The sequence below is a fragment of the Microbacterium sp. NPDC089698 genome (assembly GCF_044749045.1).
Lineage (GTDB): Bacteria > Actinomycetota > Actinomycetes > Actinomycetales > Microbacteriaceae > Microbacterium.
In genome coordinates this window covers 529,866-548,597 of the sequence record NZ_JBIVHE010000001.1, presented here as the reverse complement: position 1 = coordinate 548,597, position 18,732 = coordinate 529,866, and the positions used below count along the sequence as shown (strand labels likewise).

The window sequence follows — 18,732 nt, the reverse complement described above, 5'->3', positions numbered from 1 at the left end:
TCCGTCGATCATGGCAGAAGTCCCCGCAGGGACGCGCCCTCTTTCTGAGCAGCTCGGAGTCGATATCGACCCCGAGCTGCTTCAGCTTGCGCTCACGCATCGTTCGTACGCGTACGAGAACGGCGCCATCCCGCACAACGAGCGCCTCGAGTTCCTCGGCGACTCCGTGCTCGGCCAGGCCGTGACGGTCATGCTCTACACGACCCTTCCCGACCTCGATGAGGGGTCGCTGGCGAAGCGGCGTGCGAGCGTGGTGTCGACGGTCGCCCTGGCGGAGGTCGCCCGCGGGATCGGCCTCGGCGCGCACATCCTGCTCGGAAACGGCGAGGAGCGCACCGGCGGCCGCGACAAGGACTCGATCCTGGCCGACACCATGGAGGCCGTGTTCGGCGCCACCTACCTGTCTGCGGGCCCCGAGGCGGCGACCGCGCTCGTGCTGCGGCTCATCGAACCGCTCCTCGGCGACCCGGAGCGCTACGGCGCGGCGATGGATCCGAAGACCGCGCTGCAGGAGCTGTCCGCGCGTCGCGGGCTCAGCGCGCCCGTCTACGCCGTGGTCTCGACGGGACCAGATCACGACCGGCGCTTCACCGCGACGGTGACCGCGGGCGAACTCGCGACCACCGGCACCGGGACGAGCAAGAAGACGGCGGAGATGGCTGCGGCACTGGCCGCCTGGCACGTGCTCAGCGACCGTGCCTGAGCTCCCCGAGGTCGAAGTCGTCCGTGCCGGCCTCGCTCCGGCGATGACCGGGGCGCGCATCGTCTCGGTGGCCGTGCAGGACGAGCGCGCCCTCACCCGGCACGCCGCAGGTGCCGCGGACTTCGTCGCGCGGCTCGAGGGATCCGAGGTCGCGACCGTGGCGCGCCGCGGCAAATTCCTCTGGATGCCCCTCGCCACAGCCGGATCCGACGGCCGGTCCGCGATCGTCGGTCACCTCGGCATGTCGGGGCAGCTGCTGCTGCGCCGTCCCGATGCCGAGGCCGAACGGCACGAGCGGATCCGACTGTTCATCGAGCACCCGCAGCACGGCGAGCTCGCCGTCGTCTTCGCCGATCAGCGCACCTTCGGATCCCTCGCGGTGGACGCCCTCGTGCCCACCGCCGACGCGCGTGCCGCCGGATGGGGGAGCGCCGAGCCGTTCATCCCCTCGCAGGTCTCGCACATCGCGCGGGATCCGATGGACGAGGCGTTCCAGGACGGAGTGTTCCGCGGGGCGCTGCGCACGCGGTCGAGCGCCATCAAGCGCGTGCTGTTGGACCAGGGACTGATCAGCGGTGTCGGCAACATCTACGCCGACGAGTCGCTCTGGGCGGCCCGGATCCACCCCGAGACCCCCGCGTCCGCGCTGCCGACCGTGGCCGTGAACCGCCTGCTGGCCGAGGTGCGGGCCGTGCTGGAGAAGGCGCTGGCCGAGGGCGGCACGAGCTTCGACGCCCAGTATGTGAACGTCAACGGCGAGGCCGGCTACTTCGCGCACTCCCTGAACGCCTATGGACGCACGGGGCAGCCGTGTCCGCGCTGCGGTGGTCCGATCCGCCGTGACGCGTTCATGAACCGCTCCAGCCACTTCTGCCCGCGGTGCCAGCGGATCTCCCGGAGGCCCTGAGTGCGCAAGATCAGGTCCCGGCCGTTGCGCGTGCTGCGCGTCTACCTCTGCGTCCTGCCGCTCGCCGCGATGGCCACGTTCTACCTTCTTCTGGCCGACAGCTTCACCGCCTCCTCGGTCCGTGATCTGGCCGATGCCCGGTTCGGTCTGCCCTTGGCCTGGGTCCAGCAGGATCTCTCCCGCTACGAGCCGACCTCCTTTCCCGTGACGATGAGCTTCCACTGGCAGCGCGCCTGGTACGACCCGATCGCGACGAACTACGACGCCGTGGCCGGCGTCGCGAACGTCCTTCTGGCCGGTGCGGCCCTGACGGCGTGCGGATACCTGGCGCTCCCGGTCGTGAGGGCGCTCAAGCGGACGGGCGCCGCGTCCTCCAGCGTCGAGGCATGACGAGGGACGCATCCTCCTGGCCGACGCGGCGCCACGCAGACGTCCAGACGGGGGACGCGCTGCGGCGCATCGCCAGGACTGCGGCAGAGCCGTCGATCGAGCTGCTCAGGGAAGGGCTCATCGCTCGGATCCCCGAACTGGCGGCGCTGGGCTCCGTTCCGCAGGATCCTCGATGGCACCCCGAGGGCGATGTGCTGACGCACTCGCTTCTCGCGGTCGACGCCGCCGCGCGTCTGTGGGATGCCCGCCCCGGGCCGAACGACCGTCGGGAGATCGTCGTCCTGGCCGCGCTGTTCCACGACATCGGGAAGCCGGCGACCACTCGGTCGGACGCCGCCTCTGTGACGTCGCACGGCCATGCGGAGGTCGGGGGAGAGATCGTCTTCGAGGTGGGTGGTCGTCTGGGGTGGCCGGCCCGAGAGGTCGGGGCCGTCGTCGCGCTGGTGCGTCACCACATGGCACATGTCTCCGTCCAGGGCGATCCCACCCGACGGGCCGTCGGTCGGCTCGGCCGACGACTCACCGAGGCCGGCACGTCGCTCGATGAGTGGTCTCTTGTCGTCTCCGCAGACGGCGCGGCCCGCGGATCGGGCTCGGTGGTGTCCCGCGCCGAACCCTGGCTGCGCGTCGCCTCCGACATGCGGTAGCCGACGCGAACGGCGCTCCGCTCAGTGCTCGCCCTTGATCACGAAGTAGGAGCCGCGGATCTCACCCGCGAGCTTCGACCGCTGGCGCGCGAATTTGAAGGCCGACAGCTCCTCGGGGATCTCCATGCCGAGCGACAGCTTGAAGCCGACCGCGCGCTTGCCCTCATCGGCGAGCGTGTACATCGCGTTGATCGCGAGCCCGGAGGCGTAGAAGACATAGCCGAATCGGATCCCGTCCGCCTCGAAGCCGCTCACCTCGAGCGCAGGGCTCGCGATCACGATGCCGCGCTCCTCGCGCAGGATCTCCGTCACCCAGTCCAGGGTCTCCGGGTCCTCTTCGGGCGTGCTCACGGTGAACGGGGATCCGTACTTGTTGGTGATGTAGCGCGCCTCGTTCGCGCGCAGACCGGCCAGCGCCTCGGCGATGGGCGAGGACTCAAGCCCCGCGGTCGAGACGGTGACGAAGTCGACGATGCTGCTCATGCGATGCTCCCCGGTGACGATGACAGGACGGATCCATTCTGTGCCACGTCGGCGTCGCCGTCATTTGGCGGAGTGCGGCAGGGGAGCGCTGCCCATCGGCGCCCGGCAGCGCGTCGTCTAGCGTCGAGACATGACGCGGAACAAGCCCTGGATCCTGTTCGACATCGGCGGAGTGCTCGAGCTCGTCGAGGACGGGGTCTGGCAGGAAGACCTCAAAGAGCGCTGGGCGGATCGCGCCGGGATGAGCCGTGCGGAGTACGACACGGCGATCGAGCGGGCGGACCTTCCCCGCATCGATCTTGTCCAGGGGCGCGCCCAGGAGTACTGGGACGGGTTCGCCCAGGCGCTCGGGTTCGCCCCCGCCCAACGGGACGAGGCGCTGGCCGAGATGTGGGACGCGTACTGCGGAGCCGAGAACAGCGAGCTGATCGACTACGCCCGCACGCTGCGTGCGCGCGCCGGCGTCGCGATCCTCTCGAACTCCGCCGACGGGGCCCGTGAGGAGGAGGAACGCCGCTACGGCTTCTCCGCCGTCTTCGACCCGATCTGCTACAGCCACGAGATCGGCGCGAACAAGCCGGACCCGGAGGCCTACACCGCTGCCCTGGCGGCGATGCGTGCGGAGCCTGCGGACGTGTTCTTCGTCGATGACCGCCGGCAGCAGATCGACGGCGCCGCACGCCTGGGCATCCGCGGCATCGTGCACCGGGACAACCGGACGACGATCGCGGCCGTCGAGGACTTCCTGACGGCCGCGATCGGATCCTGAGGCTCGGGCCGGGAGGTTCAGCCCGCGAAGGCGCGCATCAGGAGCGGCCGGGTGAGCCGGGTCGCGATCCACACGAGCGCGATGCCGGCGGCCAGGACGGCTGCGATCGTCGCGACGGAGAGCGGCGCCGTGATGAGCGCGATCCCGAGCAGCGGGAAGATGAGCACGGCCGCGCAGAGGGCGGATCCCAGCGCGGTGATCAGCAACGGAGACATCACGGCGCGCCGCCGCGCGGAATCGACGGTGGCCGCAGGGACTCCGAGATAGTGCAGGCTGCGGTGCAGGTCGCGCTGATCGAGGATGTCGGAGGCCTGCGTCACGGCGACGGAGCAGCCGACCATGAGGAACGACGCGACCAGCGTGATGATGAGTCCGGTCCGCATGTCGGTGAGCAGCGCCAGATCCTGTGCCGTGGGATCGCCCGCGCTCAGCACGTCCATGAGGGCGACACCCGTCCCCGCGAACACGGCCATGAAGCTCGCCATCGCCACGCCGCTCACCTGGCGCCAGGCGCCCTTCGCATCGTCGAGCACGATGCGCGCGGCGAGCAGCCGCTGCGGGGTCTTCGCCCGGCGCAGCTGCATCCGCGCGCCGATCTTCAGCACCCAGGGACCGATGAGGTTCAGGACCAGCAGGCCGACCCCGAAGATCGCGACCAGGGCGGTGATCATCGCGATCGCGCCGCCGATGCCCGGCACCACGAATCCGGCGGTGAATCCGGCGGCGACCAGGACGACGGCGATGATCGCGCGCACCCAGTGCGGCGTCGGCGGTGTGGTCCGCGTGCGCACGCCGAGCGGCGAGATCACGACGCGGCGCAGTCCGATCACCGCGCTCAGGGTCGCGAGCAGCACGGTTCCGACCGCGATGGCGGCCATGAGCCAGGGCGGCAGCAGCACGGCGGCGCCCAGGGGCGCGCCCCGGAACGGGATGAGTCCCACGAGCGGGGCGAGACCCAGCGCCAGCACCACTCCGCCGACGACCCCGGCGGCCGCGATCAGTGTCGACTCGACCACGGCGATCACGCCGACGCCGAACCCGGTGACGCCGAGCAGGCGCAGCGTCGACAGCCGCTCGTCCCGGCGCCGGGCGGACAGCCGCGCTGCAGCGCCGCCCAGCGCGGCGAGCGGAAGCACCAGCAGCACGAGGGCGACCGCCGCCAGGATCTGGTACATCAGGGCGTACTCGTCGGTCCACTGCCAGAACGCCTGGGCTCCGCCGACCACCGTCAGCACGAGGGCCGAGACCACCGCGAAGGCGACCATGGGGATCACCACGATTCCGGCGGATCCCGGTGCGGGACGCAGCAGCAGCCGCAGCGTCGCGGCGTTCACGCGGCGACCGCCGCGCCGAGCACGCGACCGTCGCGGACGGCGATCGTCCGCGAGCAGCGCGCGGCGACCTGCGGGTCGTGCGTCACGACGACGAGCGTGCGGCCCTGACCCGTGGTCGACCAGAGCAGCGCATCCATGACCTCGGAGGAGGTCGCGGAATCCAGCGCGCCGGTCGGCTCGTCCGCGAACACGATGCTCGCGCCGGTGACCTGCGCGCGGGCGATCGCGACGCGCTGCGCCTGACCGCCGGAGAGCTCGCCGATCCGGCGATCCTCCATACCCTGCAGGCCCAGCGCCGCGAGCCAGCCCGCCGCGCGCTGCGTCGCCTCCGCACGCGGGATCCCGGTGATCATCGCGGCGAGCGCGACGTTCTCCACCGCGGTGAGCTCCGGCATCAGGAGCCCCTGCTGGAACACGAACCCGAACGACTCGCGGCGCAGTCGCGATCGCGCCGATTCGCCCAGCGCGCTCACCTCGATCGGCCCGCCGGCCGGGGGCGTGAACTGCACGCGACCCGCATCGGGCCTGGTGATGCCGGCGAGCACATGGAGCAGGGTCGTCTTGCCGGTTCCGGAAGCTCCCATGATCGCGACGGACTCCCCGGCGGAGATGCCGAGGTCGACGCCGGCGAGGGCGCGGGTGGGGCCGAACGACTTGATCAGACCGTGGGCTTCGATGACTGCTGTGCTCATGCCTCCAGCCTCGTCGCCACCGCCGGGCGGATCATCGGCCGCCGGAGTGAGGATCCGGACCGGACGTCATCCTCCGGGATGATCCTGGGGGAGGGATCAGTCGAGCACCTTCTTCCAGGCCCCGCCGTAGGCGATCGGGACGAAGCCGAGCTGCTCGTTGATGGAGAGCATCGGGCGATTCTCCTCCGCGTTGTAGGTGACGATGCGGGCCGAGCGAGGGAAGCGGTCGTGCCAGGCCAGCAGTCCCGCGGTCTTCACGAGCAGGCCCAGCCGATGGCCGCGGTGTGCGGCCAGCACGAGGGTGTCGTTCTGCTGGGTGACGCTGTCGTCGGCGCCCTTGAGCGAGAGCTCGTTGTACGCGCAGAGCTCGCCGGTCGCGATGTGCTCCGCGGCGGTCACCTGCACGGTGTGGCCCATGTTCAGCCAGCGCGCGTCCTGCTCGCGGACGCGGTCCGCGTCCCAGATCTCCTCCGGCGAGTCCATGTCGGCATCCGGGGCATCCGTCGACATGCGGGACTTCATCCGCGCGTAGCCGTCGAGCCGTTCGTCCGGGGTCGGCAACAGCCATTGCACGACGCGGTATCCGGATGCGGCCTCCTCGGCGGCGGTCCGCAGCGCGGGAAGGTGCTCGTCCTCGCCCCAGCGGTACTCGCTGACGCGATCGACCTGCTCCAGGGTCCAGCCCTGCGCGAGCAGGAAGCGTGCGGTGTGGTCGCGCGGGACGCTGCCGAAACCGGTCGGCGGGTCCAGCACAGGGTCCGCCGACGGAAGGTGCTCCGTCCACACGTGCAGGGTGCGCACGCCGTCGGCGCGGGCGAGCCGCTCCAGATGGGCGGCGACGGCGGTGGCGATGCCTCGGCCCTGCTCCTCGGGGAGCACGTTGATCGCCATCGTGGCGGTGTCGCCGCTGCCGTCGCGGGAGATGTTCAGGAGCGCGATGCCGATGGTGCGCTCCCCGATGACGATCCGCCACTGGCGTCGCCAGGTATAGGCGTCCGGGGTGAGCAGCGGGAGCAGCTCGTCCGGGGTGAAGCTGTCGTCATCGCGGCCGGACGCCGCCTCGAGGGTTCGATTGCGCACGTCCGCGTAGTCGCGGAAGGGGCCGGGCGCCCCCGCATCCGCCCGTGCGGGGAGCGCGAGCGGATGCAGGGACGCATCGGCCGGGAGGGCGATGAACGGGTCGTCGTTTCGAGCGTCGGTCATCAGAGCACCTGCCGTGTCGGGCTCTGAGCCAGACGGCTCGCCTCGTACTGCTGGAGCAGGCGGAGGCGACGGGCCTCGGCGAGCGCCGAGCGCGCCTGGTCCTGCGTCGCAGGCCGCGACCGCACGATGAGGTGCAGGGCGATGCGCAGGGCCACACGCTGTGCGAGCGACAGGTTGCGGAGCTCCTCCTCGCGGGGGAGCTGGATGGACAGGTCGCGCTCGGAGTGAGCGCTCTGCTTCGACTCGGTGGGAGGCGAAGCGTGCAATGCGGTATTCACGGTGATTCGCTTTCGTTGGTCGTGCCGGAAAGGCGGTTTCGCTCCACGGCAGGGTCGTCCGGTGGGACGCCGCGACGTGTCACGGGTGAGGGGCGGATCCGACGCACGGGTCGGATCGTGCGGGCGATCGATGGATCCGCACGATCTGATGATCGGGATGATCCGGTGATCGGGACGATCCTGTGATCGACACGGAGGACCGCGGATCGGATCGCGGACGCCCGAAGGCGTCAGGCCGGCCTCAGGCCGGGACGAGGGAGCGCGTCTGTTCTACGCGTCGAAGCGCGCGCAGACGCCGGCGGAAGTCGCCGAAGACGCGTCGATCCCACGGGATGGGGTGAATGCGATGCGGTTGTTCATCATGTCCGGCAACCTCCTTTCTCGGCTCGGGTTGTCACGCTAGCGGAGCTTCATAGAAGACGTCAAGCCGACACTCAGAAATCCCTGGACCTCGGGCGTTTCCCGCACGGCCGCAGGGGTCGCCGCGATAGCGTAGACGCCGTGAACTCCGCCGATCGCCGAGCGTGCCCATGCACCTGAAGAGCCTGACCCTCAAAGGGTTCAAGTCCTTCGCGCAGCCGACGACGTTCGCCTTCGAGCCGGGTGTGACCTGCATCGTCGGACCGAACGGATCCGGCAAGTCGAACGTCGTCGACGCGCTCGCCTGGGTGATGGGGGAGCAGGGGGCGAAGACCCTGCGCGGCGGCAAGATGGAGGACGTCATCTTCGCCGGCACGTCGACGCGCGGTCCGCTCGGGCGCGCGGAGGTGCAGCTCACGATCGACAACAGCGACGGAGCGCTGCCGATCGAGTACGCCGAGGTGACGATCAGCCGCACACTGTTCCGCAACGGTTCCAGCGAGTACGCGATCAACGGCGAGGGCTGCCGGCTGCTCGATGTGCAGGAGCTCCTCAGCGACTCCGGTCTGGGCCGGGAGATGCACGTCATCGTCGGCCAGGGGCGTCTCGACACCGTGCTGCAGGCCTCCCCGGAGGACCGCCGCGGGTTCATCGAGGAGGCTGCGGGGATCCTCAAGCACCGCCGCCGCAAGGAGAAGACGCTCCGAAAGCTCGACGCGATGGAGACGAACCTGACGCGGCTCAGCGACCTGGCCGGGGAGATCCGCCGCCAGCTGAAGCCGCTCGGGCGACAGGCGGAGATCGCGCGCGAGGCGCAGACGATCGCGGCCGTCGTCCGCGACGCCAAGGCGCGGATCTTCGCCGACGACGTGGTGATGCTGCGCACGGCGCTCGCCGACCACACCCGGAACGAGCACGAGCGGCACGCCGAGCGCGTGGTGCTGAGCGAGCAGGCCGACGCGGTGCGCGCCGAGATCATCCGGCTGGAGGCGCTGCAGAACTCCGCGGCCGTCGACGAGGCGCGCCGGGTCGCTTTCGGGCTGGAGCAGGTGCAGGAGCGCGTGCGGGGGCTCTTCACGCTCGCCAATCAGCGGCTCGCGCTGCTCGGGTCCGACGAGGACGATGCCGCCGTCACGGCCGTGACCGTGACGCAGGCCACGATCGACGAGGCGAAGGACGAGGTCGAGGAGATCTCGTCGGGGATCGGTCGCGCGCAGGACGCGGCGCACGAGTCGACCCGTGAGGTCGCGAGTGCACGCGCGGAGCTCGACGCGCTCGATGTCGACATCGCCGAGCAGAGCGCCCTGGTCTCCGCGCACGACATGCGTCTGACGACCCTGCGCGGACAGGCGGAGGCCGCCGCATCCGCTCTGGCCGCGGTCCGCGGCGCCGTGCTGCGTCAGGAGAACGCGCTCGAGGCGGCGCACGGACGTCGTCGCGAGGCCGCCGAAGCACGCGAGCGGATCGAGGAGGGCGAGGCGCCGGAGGGCACCGCCGCAGAGCACGCCGAGGCGTACGAGCGGGCGCAGGCCAGGGCCGTCTCCGCCGAGACCGCACTCGGCGAGCTGCGTGAGCGGCTGCACGCCGCAGAGCGCGAGTCCGAGGCGCTCACCGCGAAGGCGGCGGCCCTCGGCAGCGCGATCGCCGTCACGGGCGGCGCGGCGGAGATCGTCGCGGCCGGTCATGCCGGTGTGCGCGGGCTCGTCGGCGACGCGGTCCAGGTCAAGCCGGGGTACGAGGCGGCGATCGCCGCCGTGCTCGGCCCGCTCGCCGAGGGCGTGCTCGTGGACGACGCGGCTGCGGCTTTCGCCCTCGCCGGCGATGACGAGACCGCGGGCTCCTACGACATCGTCATCGCCCAGGGCGCGTCGGCCGTGGTCTCCGATGCGGGGATCCCCGGCGCGACTCCCGCGACGCAGGTCGTGACCGCGCCGGCCGGGGTGCTCGGAATCCTCTCGCACGTCGCGATCGTGGACGACCTGGGCGCGGCGCGGTCCGCGCACGCGGCGGCCGTCGCCGCCGCCGGGGTGCCGCTCACGATCGTCACCCGCTCGGGCGAGGTGCTCACCGCGCACACCCTGCACACCGGATCCGGCGGGGAGCGCTCCCGGCTCGAGCTGGTCGCGGAGCGGGATGCGGCGGTCGACCGGCTCGACGAGGTGCGCGTCGTCGTCGACTCGCTGCGCGAGGCGCGGGAGGACGCGACCGAGGCGCTCGAGACCGCGCGGCGCGTGTCCCGCGACGCGCTGCGCACGCTGCGCGAGCACGACGCCGCGCTGGCCACGCACACCGAGCAGGTCAACCGCGTGACCGTCCAGCACGAGTCGGCGATCGCCGAATGCGAGCGCCTCGAGGCGGGTCTCGCCCAGGCCCAGTCCGCCGTCGCGGATGCGGAGGCGCATGCGGATACCGCGAAGGGCGCGCTGGCCGAGGCCGAATCCGCGCCGCGCCCCGTCCTGGACGTCTCCGCGAGGGACGGACTGCTGGAGGCGCTCGAAGCCGCACGCGAGGCAGAGATCAAGGCGCGCCTCGGCGTCGAGACCATGCGCGAGCGCGTGCGCGCGGCCCAGACGCGGGTCGCCACGCTCGAACGTCAGCGCGAGCGGGAGCGCGAAGCTGCGGCGGAGGCCGCCCGTCGTGCGGTGATCCGGCGCGCCCAGCGGGAGACCGCCTCCGGAGTCGCTGCGGAGCTCCCGCGGATTCTGGACTCGATCGACCGCTCCGTGGCCGAGGCGCGTCTGGCCCTGGCCGCCGCAGAGGCGGCGCGCTCGGCGCAGAACGAGGAGCTCGGGGAGCTGCGGCGGCAGGACTCGTCGATCCGCGAGCGCCTCGCAGGCCTCACCGAGAGCGTGCACGGGCTCGAGCTGCAGATCCATGAGAAGAAGCTGCATCTGTCCAGCCTGCTGGAGCGCGTGCAGTCGGAGCTCGCCCTCGACGAGGACATCCTGGTCGCGGAGTACGGTCCGGATCAGCTGGTTCCCCGCGACGTCGTGGTCGTCGACGCGGATCGGGACGAGGTCGTCGAGGATCAGGACGACGAGGACGCGCCGGCGGATCGGGAGCCCTCCGGCATCCCGTTCGACCGCCGCATCCAGCAGCGCCGCCTGCAGGAGGCCGAGCGCAAGCTCGCCCAGCTGGGACGCGTGAACCCACTCGCCCTCGAGGAGTTCGCGGCGCTCGAGCAGCGGCACGCGTTCCTCACCGAACAGCTCGCGGACCTCACCAAGACCCGGCAGGATCTGCTCACGATCATCACCGAGCTCGACGAGCGGATGCAGACGATCTTCGCCGCCGCGTTCGAGGACACGCGCCAGGCGTTCGGCGAGGTGTTCCCGCTGCTCTTCCCCGGTGGTGCCGGCAGCATCTCGCTCACCAAGCCCGACGACCTGCTGAACACCGGCATCGAGGTCGCGGTGCGCCCGGTCGGCAAGAAGATCGAGCGGCTCTCGCTGCTGTCCGGCGGGGAGCGCTCGCTCGCGGCCGTCGCCCTGCTGGTCGCCATCTTCAAGGCCCGCCCCAGCCCGTTCTACATCCTGGACGAGGTCGAGGCGGCGCTCGACGACGCCAACCTCGGCCGCCTGCTGACCGTGTTCGAGCAGCTCCGTGCCAGCTCGCAGCTGCTCGTCATCACGCACCAGAAGCGCACCATGGAGATCGCCGATGCGCTCTATGGCGTCTCGATGCGGCAGGACGGCGTGTCCGCGGTCGTCGGTCAGCGCGTCGGGGATCGCGCGGCCGCCGCGGTCTGAGCCTGCGCGTCGAAGGCCGGCCGCGCGCCGTCGGCGAACACGCCGGATCCGCCGGGCCGCTCCCCGTAGGCTGGAGGCATGGCGGAGAAGTCCTGGTCCCTCGGTCGCGCGCTGCGCGGCATGTTCGTCAAGCCCACGATCGATGAGGACACCTGGGACGACCTCGAGACGGCGCTGCTCACGGCGGACTTCGGCCCGGACATCACCGAGCGGCTGGTCGACGAGCTGCGCGCGAAGGTCGAGAAGTACCGCACGACGGATCCGAAGGATCTGCAGCGGATGCTCCGGGAGACGCTCGAGGAGCACTTCGCGAAGTTCGACACCACGCTGAAGCTCACGGAGCGTCCCGCCGTGGTGCTCGTCGTCGGCGTGAACGGCGTCGGCAAGACCACCACGATCGGCAAGTTCACGAAGTTCCTGCGCGGCTATCAGCGCTCGGTCGTCGTGGGCGCCGCGGATACATTCCGCGCTGCCGCCGTCGAGCAGCTCGCCACCTGGGCGCAGCGTGCGGGAGCCGCGATCGTGCGCCCGCAGCAGCACGGGCAGGATCCGGCGTCCGTCGCGTTCCAGACCGTGGACTACGCCAAGCGCGAGGGCACGGAGATCGTGATCATCGACACCGCGGGCCGCCTGCACACCAAGGGCGGGCTGATGGACGAGCTGTCCAAGATCCGCCGCGTCGTGGAGAAGCAGGCTCCGATCAGCGAGGTGCTGCTCGTGCTCGATGCGACCACCGGGCAGAACGGCGTCATGCAGGCCGAGGCGTTCCTCGAGCACGCGGGCGTCACCGGTCTCGTGCTCACCAAGCTCGACGGCTCCGCCAAGGGCGGTTTCGTGCTCGCCGTGCAGGAGCGCACGGGCATCCCGGTGAAGCTCCTCGGACAGGGCGAGGGCATCGACGACCTCACCGGCTTCACGCCGCACGTGTTCGTGCAGGCGCTCGTCGGCTCCTGATTCCGTGACGATGACGCACCGCTCCGCGGCACGCGCGGCACGGACTACCGCCTCGCGCGCAAGGCTGGTTTTATAGCCGTATGGCGATCGAACACGACTTCTTCGGACTGCTGTCCTCGGGACCGGACGGATCGATCTTCTGGTCCGAGACGGTGGAGTTCGGCGACCATGCGCTCACCGTGGATCTGACCGCGCCCGACCAGGAGGACGTGTCCCGGGAGTCGCTCGACATCGCCGCCGCGTTCGTCTCCGGCCTGGAAGCCATCGACGACAAGGCGCGCCGGGGCATGCTCTCCGAGGTCGATGATCGCACGAGCGAGGTGACCGAGTACATCCTGCAGCAGCAGGAGGAGTACGGCGATGAGCTCAACGACTACCTCGTCGACGTGAGCGGCGACGCCGCCGTGGACATCATCCGTTCGCTGCAGCTGATGAGCATGACGCTGCTGGTCGACGAGCACGGCGGCAGCGAACCGTTCGCGGTGCTCGAGTACGCGCTCGATGCCGACGGTGCGGACGACGTGCTGCTGGTGAACTTCGGATCCGACGGCTCTGTGCTGTCGGTCATGAGCGCCGACTGAACACCGCCGTCCCGCACGGACGACGACCCGCCATCTCCGGATGAACGAACCGCCGGACGAGGATGCCCCCCTGCTCCCCGTCCGGCGATCCGCGTCTCAGACGGCTTGGGCGAAGCCGAGGTCTGCGCTGGCGGCGATGTGCGCGAGGTGCGGCGGGATGTCGCGGCCCTTGGACACCATGGACTGCGCCCACAGCCGGCCGGCACGGTACGAGGAGCGCACAAGCGGACCGGCGAGCACGCCGAGGAATCCGATCCGCTCCGCCTCCTCCTTGAAAGCGACGAACTCGTCGGGCTTCACCCAGCGCGAGACCGGCAGGTGACGGGGCGTGGGGCGGAGGTACTGGGTGATCGTGATGATGTCGCAGCCCGCGTCGTGCAGGTCCTGGAGCGCCTGCACGACCTCCTCCGGCTCCTCGCCCATGCCGAGGATCAGGTTCGACTTCGTGATGAGCCCCGCCTCGTGGCCCTGTGTGATCACGTTCAGAGAACGCTCGTATTTGAATGCCGGCCGGATCCGCTTGAAGATGCGCGGCACCGTCTCCACGTTGTGCGCGAAGACCTCGGGGCGCGCGTCGAAGATCTGCCCCAGGAACGCCGGATCCGCGTTGTGCTCGTTCGCGAGCAGCTCGACCCCGGTGTTCGGGTTGAGCTCGTGGATCTTGCGCACGGTCTCGGCGTTCAGCCAGGCTCCGGTGTCGGGGAGGTCGTCGCGGGCGACGCTCGTGACCGTGGCGTAGCGCAGACCCATCTGCTGCACGCTCTCGGCCACGCGGCGCGGCTCATCGGTGTCGTAGTCGGCGGGCTTGCCGGTGTCGATCTGGCAGAAGTCGCAGCGGCGCGTGCACTGGGACCCGCCGATGAGGAACGTCGCCTCCTTGTCCTCCCAGCACTCGAAGATGTTGGGGCAGCCGGCCTCCTGACAGACCGTGTGCAGGCCCTCATCCTTCACGAGCGAGTGCAGGGCCTTGTACTCCGGCCCCATCCTCGCCTTGGTCTTGATCCACTCGGGCTTGCGCTCGATCGGCGTCTCGGCGTTGCGGACCTCCAGGCGCAGGAGCTTGCGTCCCTCAGGAGCGGCGCTCATGCGGCCACCTCGGCCGCGTACTCGGCGGTGAACGCCGCAGCGACCGCGTCGACGATGTCGGTGGGGGAGACCTCGCGGCCGATCACCTCGCTCACGGTCGTGACCCCGGCATCGGTGATGCCGCAGGGGATGATGCCGCGGAATCCGGCCAGGGTGTTGTCGCAGTTGATCGCGAAGCCGTGCATGGTCACGCCCTGCTGCACGCGCACGCCGATCGCCGCGACCTTGTCCTCGCTGAGCGGCCGGCGCACCCACACGCCGCTGCGGCCCTCGACCTGGTATCCGTCCACCCCCAGGGGGCGCAGCACGTCGATCAGCAGCCGCTCCAGCCGGCGGACATGGGCGACCACGTCCATGGGTTCGGGCAGGCGCACGATCGGATAGCCCACGAGCTGTCCCGGTCCGTGCCAGGTGATCTTGCCGCCGCGGTCGACGTCGACCACGGGCGTTCCGTCCTGGGGGCGCTCCTGAGGTTCGGTGCGTTTGCCGGCCGTGTACACCGCTTCGTGCTCGAGGAGCAGCAGCGTGTCGGGACGGGTGCCCGCCACGATCTCGGCGTGGACCCGCCGCTGCAGATCCCACCCGTCGAGGTAGGGGACGAACTCGGGGGCGAGGCCCACCGTCTGGATGTCGAGCATGCCGATCCTTCTGGTCGAGTTGTTGTATGCGGTTCAATAATAGGGGTGAATCGGAGGGCTCGCGCGTCGCGATACGGTGGCGTGGTGACCACCCCTGCCCGCGGCGTCGGCCGCCCCCGCGTCTCCTCGCGCGAAACGATCGCCGAGGCGGCCTGCGAGCTGTTCCTGGAATCCGGGTACGAGGGCACGTCGATCGCCGGCATCGCGCAGCGCGCGGGGGTGAGCAGGTCGAGCTTCTTCAACTACTTCTCGTCCAAGAGCGACGTGCTCTGGTCGGGGTTCGATGAGCGCCTCGACCGTGCCGTCGCGGCGCTCGCGGAACCGGGCGCAGGGATCGACGCGACCGGGGTCGAGGAGGTGCTCGCCGCGATCCTGGAGGGCATGGAGCCGGATCCGCTGGCCCTCGCCTTCGGCAACGCGCAGGCGATGGGCCTGGAGGAGGAGCTGCAGCGCGAGTCCGCGCTGCGCCAGGGCAGGCTCGCCACCGCGCTGTCGGACGCCGCGCGCGGCGCGGGCGTGGAGCGCATCAGGGCCGACGTGCTCGGTGCCGCCTACGCGGTCGTGGTGCTGTCGTCGCTGCGCGTCTGGGCGGAGGGCGGCGCGGGCCACGGGTCGCCGCTCGCGCAGCTGCAGCATGCGCTGCCGCGCATCGCAGATCTGCACTGGGGCTGACGCGCCGCGGATCGGGGATCCGCTCGCGTAGAATTGCACCACCATGGCTACATTTGGCACGCTTTCCGATCGGCTCACCGAGACCTTCCGCAATCTGCGCACGAAGGGCAAGCTGTCGGCCGCCGACGTCGACGGCACCGTCCGCGAGATCCGACGCGCTCTGCTCGACGCCGACGTCGCGCTGCCCGTCGTCAAGGACTTCACCGCGAAGGTGCGCGAGCGCGCCCTCGGCGACGAGGTCAACAAGGCGCTGAACCCCGCGCAGCAGGTCGTGCAGATCGTCAACGAGGAGCTCATCGCGATCCTCGGCGGCGAGCAGCGCCGCCTCGAGTTCGCCAAGAACCCGCCGACGGTCATCATGCTCGCCGGCCTCCAGGGATCCGGAAAGACGACCTTCGCGGGCAAGCTCGCCAAGCAGCTGCAGGGCGAAGGGCACACGCCCCTGCTCGTCGCCGCCGACCTGCAGCGTCCGAACGCGGTGACCCAGCTCACCGTCGTCGCCGAGCAGGCGGGCGCGACCATCTACGCGCCGGAGCCGGGCAACGGCGTCGGCGACCCCGTGCGGGTGTCTCGCGACGGCGTCGAGCACGCCCGTCGCCAGCAGCACGACATCGTCATCATCGACACCGCAGGACGACTCGGCGTCGACGCCGAGCTCATGAAGCAGGCCGCCGACATCCGCGCCGCGGTGGATCCGGACGAGGTCCTGTTCGTGATCGACGCGATGATCGGTCAGGACGCGGTCAACACGGCCAAGGCGTTCCAGGACGGCGTGGACTTCACCGGCGTGGTGCTCTCCAAGCTCGACGGCGATGCCCGCGGTGGTGCCGCGCTCTCCGTCGCCTCGGTCACGGGCCGCCCGATCATGTTCGCGTCCACGGGCGAGGGCCTCGAGGACCTCGAACCGTTCCACCCCGACCGCATGGCGAGCCGGATCCTCGACCTCGGTGACATCCTCACCCTCATCGAGCAGGCGCAGAGCGCGTTCGACGAGGCCGAAGCGCTCAAGGTCGCCGAGAAGCTCGCGACCGAGACCTTCACGCTGGAGGACTTCCTCGAGCAGATGCAGCAGCTCAAGAAGATGGGCTCGATGAAGAAGATGCTCGGGATGCTCCCGGGCATGGGGCAGATGAAGCAGCAGCTCGAGGACTTCGACGAGCGCGAGATCGACCGCACTGAGGCGATCATCCGTTCGATGACCCCGGGTGAGCGCCGCAACCCCAAGGTCCTCAACGGCTCGCGGCGGCTGCGCATCGCGCGCGGCTCCGGCATGACCGTGACCGATGTGAACCAGCTCGTGCAGCGGTTCGAGCAGGCCGCGAAGATGATGAAGACCGTCGCCCGCGGCGGCACCCCGAACATCCCCGGCATGGGCGCGATGCCCGGCATGGGGCGTCCCGGCGCCTCCTCGAAGCGCGGCAAGAAGGCCAAGGGCTCCGGCTCCCGCTCGGGCAACCCGGCCAAGCGCGCCGCCGAGAACGCGGGTCTCGCCACCAGCCAGGCGGCGAACGGATCCGGCTTCGGCCTGGGCGCACAGCCGGCGCCGAGCGAGGCCGACATGGCCGAGATCCAGAAGCTCTTCGGCAAGAACTGACGTGGTCGGCGCCCAGCCACGAGAAACCACGATCCGCGTGAGACGCCCCGCCTGCACGTGAGTATCGTGCGGATCGCGATGTCTCGCGCGTGACACACGAGAAGGCGGGCCCGGAGGATCACCTCCGGGCCCGCCTTCTCTCGTGTCAGGTCACTTCACGTCGTCGTCGACCCAGTCCATCGACTTCGTGATGGCCTTGCGCCACAGCCGCAGCTGGCGGTCGCGCTCTGCGGCGTCCATGGTCGGCTCCCAGCGGCGGTCCTCCTGCCAGTTGGCGGCGAGGTCGTCCAATCCGCTCCAGAACCCGACCGCGAGACCGGCCGCGTAGGCCGCGCCCAGTGCGGTCGTCTCGGCGACGACGGGACGGACCACCGGCACGCCGAGCACGTCGGCCTGGAACTGCATGAGCGCGTCGTTCGCGACCATGCCGCCGTCGACCTTGAGCTCGGTGAGGTCAACGCCCGCGTCGGCGTTGACCGCGTCGAGCACGTCGCGGGTCTGGAACGCGACCGCCTCGAGCGCGGCGCGCGCGATGTGGTTCTTGTTCGCGTAGCGGGTCAGACCCACGATCGCGCCGCGGGCGTCCGGACGCCAGTACGGGGCGAACAGGCCGGAGAACGCGGGCACGATGTACACGCCGCCGTTGTCGTCGACCTTGCGGGCCAGCTCCTCCACCTCGGGGGCCGAGGAGATGATGCCGAGCTGGTCGCGCAGCCACTGGATGAGGGATCCGGTGACCGCGATCGAGCCCTCGAGCGCGTAGTGCGTCGGTCCGTCGCCGAGCTTGTAGCCGACGGTGGTGAGCAGACCGTTCTTCGAGTGGACGATCTCCTCGCCCGTGTTGAAGATCAGGAAGCAGCCCGTGCCGTAGGTGTTCTTGCTCTCGCCGCTGTTGAACGCGGCCTGGCCGAAGGTCGCCGCCTGCTGGTCGCCCAGGATGCCGGCGATCGGAGTCTCCCGCAGCAGCGAGGAGCTCTCCGCCGCGCCGTACACCTCGGAGGAGGAGCGGATCGACGGCATCATCGACTTCGGCACGCCGAACGCCTCGAGGATGTCGTCGCGCCACTGCAGCGTCTCGAGGTCCATGAACATGGTCCGCGAGGCGTTGGTGACGTCGGTCGCGTGCACGCCGCCGTTCACTCCGCCGGTGAGGTTCCACAGCACCCAGCAGTCCGTGGTGCCGAAGAGCAGGTCTCCGGCCTCGGCCTTCTCGCGCGCGCCCTCGACGTTCTCCAGGATCCAGGCGATCTTGGTGCCGGAGAAGTAGGTCGCGAGCGGCAGGCCGACGATCGGCTTGAACCGCTCGACGCCGCCGTCGGCCGCGAGCCGGTCGACGATCGGCTGGGTGCGGGTGTCCTGCCAGACGATCGCGTTGTAGATCGGCTTGCCGGTGGTCTTGTCCCAGACCACCGCGGTCTCGCGCTGGTTGGTGATGCCGACCGCGGCGATGTCGTGGCGCGTCACGTTGGCACGCGCCAGGGCGATGCCGATGACCTCCTGGACGTTCGCCCAGATCTCGGAGGCGTCGTGCTCGACCCAGCCGGCCTGCGGCAGGATCTGCTCGTGCTCCTTCTGACCGGTGGCGATGATGCTGCCCTTGCGGTCGAAGATGATGGCGCGGCTCGAGGTCGTGCCCTGGTCGATGGCGATGACGTATTCAGCCATGTGCAGTTCTCCTTTGAATAGCGGTTC

Annotated in this window: 18 protein-coding genes; 10 read left to right on the top strand and 8 right to left on the bottom strand. The window is 70.4% G+C overall.

All coding sequences use genetic code 11. The annotated features are described in order from the left end of the window. Nucleotides 1-10: 10 nt before the first annotated feature. Genes rnc through ACIPY5_RS02635 form a run of 4 tightly spaced genes read left to right on the top strand, consistent with a single transcriptional unit; the run spans nt 11 to nt 2,647 of the window. Nucleotides 11-703, top strand: a complete 693-nt coding sequence (gene rnc, locus ACIPY5_RS02650) for a ribonuclease III (protein ID WP_400966347.1) — start codon at nt 11-13, stop codon at nt 701-703. Next, nucleotides 696-1,610: a bifunctional DNA-formamidopyrimidine glycosylase/DNA-(apurinic or apyrimidinic site) lyase gene (gene mutM / locus ACIPY5_RS02645; RefSeq protein WP_400966344.1), complete on the top strand. Its 915-nt coding sequence runs from the start codon at nt 696-698 to the stop codon at nt 1,608-1,610. The genes rnc and mutM overlap by 8 nt, the downstream gene beginning before the upstream one ends. Then, nucleotides 1,611-2,000, top strand: a complete 390-nt coding sequence (locus tag ACIPY5_RS02640; RefSeq protein WP_400966341.1) for a hypothetical protein — start codon at nt 1,611-1,613, stop codon at nt 1,998-2,000. After that, the gene (locus tag ACIPY5_RS02635; RefSeq protein WP_400966338.1) at nt 1,997-2,647 is read left to right on the top strand and encodes an HD domain-containing protein; all 651 of its coding nucleotides are present in this window, start codon (nt 1,997-1,999) and stop codon (nt 2,645-2,647) included. The genes ACIPY5_RS02640 and ACIPY5_RS02635 overlap by 4 nt, the downstream gene beginning before the upstream one ends. Nucleotides 2,648-2,668: 21 nt before the next feature. Here the strand turns inward: ACIPY5_RS02635 and ACIPY5_RS02630 are convergent, their stop codons facing one another. Continuing rightward, a complete protein-coding gene (locus ACIPY5_RS02630; protein WP_309337019.1) occupies nt 2,669-3,130 on the bottom strand; it encodes a phage tail protein in 462 nt (153 codons plus the stop codon). Between the two features lie 130 nt (nt 3,131-3,260). Here ACIPY5_RS02630 and ACIPY5_RS02625 point away from each other — a divergent pair, with 130 nt between their 5' ends. Beyond that, the gene (locus ACIPY5_RS02625) at nt 3,261-3,899 is read left to right on the top strand and encodes an HAD-IA family hydrolase (RefSeq protein ID WP_400966333.1); all 639 of its coding nucleotides are present in this window, start codon (nt 3,261-3,263) and stop codon (nt 3,897-3,899) included. Between the two features lie 17 nt (nt 3,900-3,916). Here the strand turns inward: ACIPY5_RS02625 and ACIPY5_RS02620 are convergent, their stop codons facing one another. The 4 genes from ACIPY5_RS02620 to ACIPY5_RS02605 form a co-directional block, all read right to left on the bottom strand. Then, entirely contained in the window at nt 3,917-5,233 is a 1,317-nt protein-coding gene (locus tag ACIPY5_RS02620; protein ID WP_400966330.1) for a permease, read from the bottom strand. Then, nucleotides 5,230-5,925 (bottom strand): ABC transporter ATP-binding protein, encoded by a 696-nt coding sequence (locus ACIPY5_RS02615; RefSeq protein WP_400966327.1) that lies wholly within the window; start codon nt 5,923-5,925, stop codon nt 5,230-5,232. Before ACIPY5_RS02615 ends, ACIPY5_RS02620 begins: the two co-directional genes overlap by 4 nt. Before the next feature lie 96 nt (nt 5,926-6,021). Then, nucleotides 6,022-7,128, bottom strand: coding sequence for a GNAT family N-acetyltransferase (locus ACIPY5_RS02610; protein WP_400966324.1), 1,107 nt, complete (start codon nt 7,126-7,128; stop codon nt 6,022-6,024). Continuing rightward, nucleotides 7,128-7,394 (bottom strand): hypothetical protein, encoded by a 267-nt coding sequence (locus ACIPY5_RS02605; protein ID WP_309340345.1) that lies wholly within the window; start codon nt 7,392-7,394, stop codon nt 7,128-7,130. Before ACIPY5_RS02605 ends, ACIPY5_RS02610 begins: the two co-directional genes overlap by 1 nt. Nucleotides 7,395-7,936: 542 nt before the next feature. Here ACIPY5_RS02605 and smc point away from each other — a divergent pair. The 3 genes from smc (at nt 7,937) to ACIPY5_RS02590 (ending at nt 13,050) form a co-directional block, all read left to right on the top strand. Next, complete coding sequence (smc, locus tag ACIPY5_RS02600; protein ID WP_400966320.1) at nt 7,937-11,515, top strand: chromosome segregation protein SMC; 3,579 nt, start codon at nt 7,937-7,939, stop codon at nt 11,513-11,515. A 78-nt stretch (nt 11,516-11,593) separates the two neighbouring features. Continuing rightward, complete coding sequence (gene ftsY / locus ACIPY5_RS02595; RefSeq protein ID WP_309340348.1) at nt 11,594-12,469, top strand: signal recognition particle-docking protein FtsY; 876 nt, start codon at nt 11,594-11,596, stop codon at nt 12,467-12,469. A gap of 80 nt (nt 12,470-12,549) precedes the next feature. Then, on the top strand, nt 12,550-13,050 hold the full coding sequence (locus ACIPY5_RS02590; protein ID WP_045273252.1) for a DUF2004 domain-containing protein: 501 nt from the start codon (nt 12,550-12,552) through the stop codon (nt 13,048-13,050). Nucleotides 13,051-13,146: 96 nt separating this feature from the next. On the opposite strand, the gene lipA is transcribed toward ACIPY5_RS02590, so the two are convergent. Beyond that, complete coding sequence (lipA, locus tag ACIPY5_RS02585; protein WP_400966315.1) at nt 13,147-14,136, bottom strand: lipoyl synthase; 990 nt, start codon at nt 14,134-14,136, stop codon at nt 13,147-13,149. Further along, nucleotides 14,133-14,774, bottom strand: coding sequence for a lipoyl(octanoyl) transferase LipB (gene lipB / locus ACIPY5_RS02580; RefSeq protein WP_400966312.1), 642 nt, complete (start codon nt 14,772-14,774; stop codon nt 14,133-14,135). Before lipB ends, lipA begins: the two co-directional genes overlap by 4 nt. A gap of 84 nt (nt 14,775-14,858) precedes the next feature. Here lipB and ACIPY5_RS02575 point away from each other — a divergent pair, with 84 nt between their 5' ends. Continuing rightward, a complete protein-coding gene (locus ACIPY5_RS02575) occupies nt 14,859-15,446 on the top strand; it encodes a TetR/AcrR family transcriptional regulator (RefSeq protein ID WP_400966309.1) in 588 nt (195 codons plus the stop codon). Nucleotides 15,447-15,489: 43 nt separating this feature from the next. Then, nucleotides 15,490-17,040 carry a signal recognition particle protein gene (gene ffh, locus ACIPY5_RS02570; RefSeq protein ID WP_400966306.1) on the top strand — a complete coding sequence of 517 codons (1,551 nt, stop codon included), beginning with the start codon at nt 15,490-15,492 and terminating at the stop codon, nt 17,038-17,040. A 150-nt stretch (nt 17,041-17,190) separates the two neighbouring features. On the opposite strand, the gene glpK is transcribed toward ffh, so the two are convergent. After that, on the bottom strand, nt 17,191-18,705 hold the full coding sequence (glpK, locus tag ACIPY5_RS02565; protein ID WP_400966303.1) for a glycerol kinase GlpK: 1,515 nt from the start codon (nt 18,703-18,705) through the stop codon (nt 17,191-17,193). Nucleotides 18,706-18,732 lie beyond the last annotated feature (27 nt).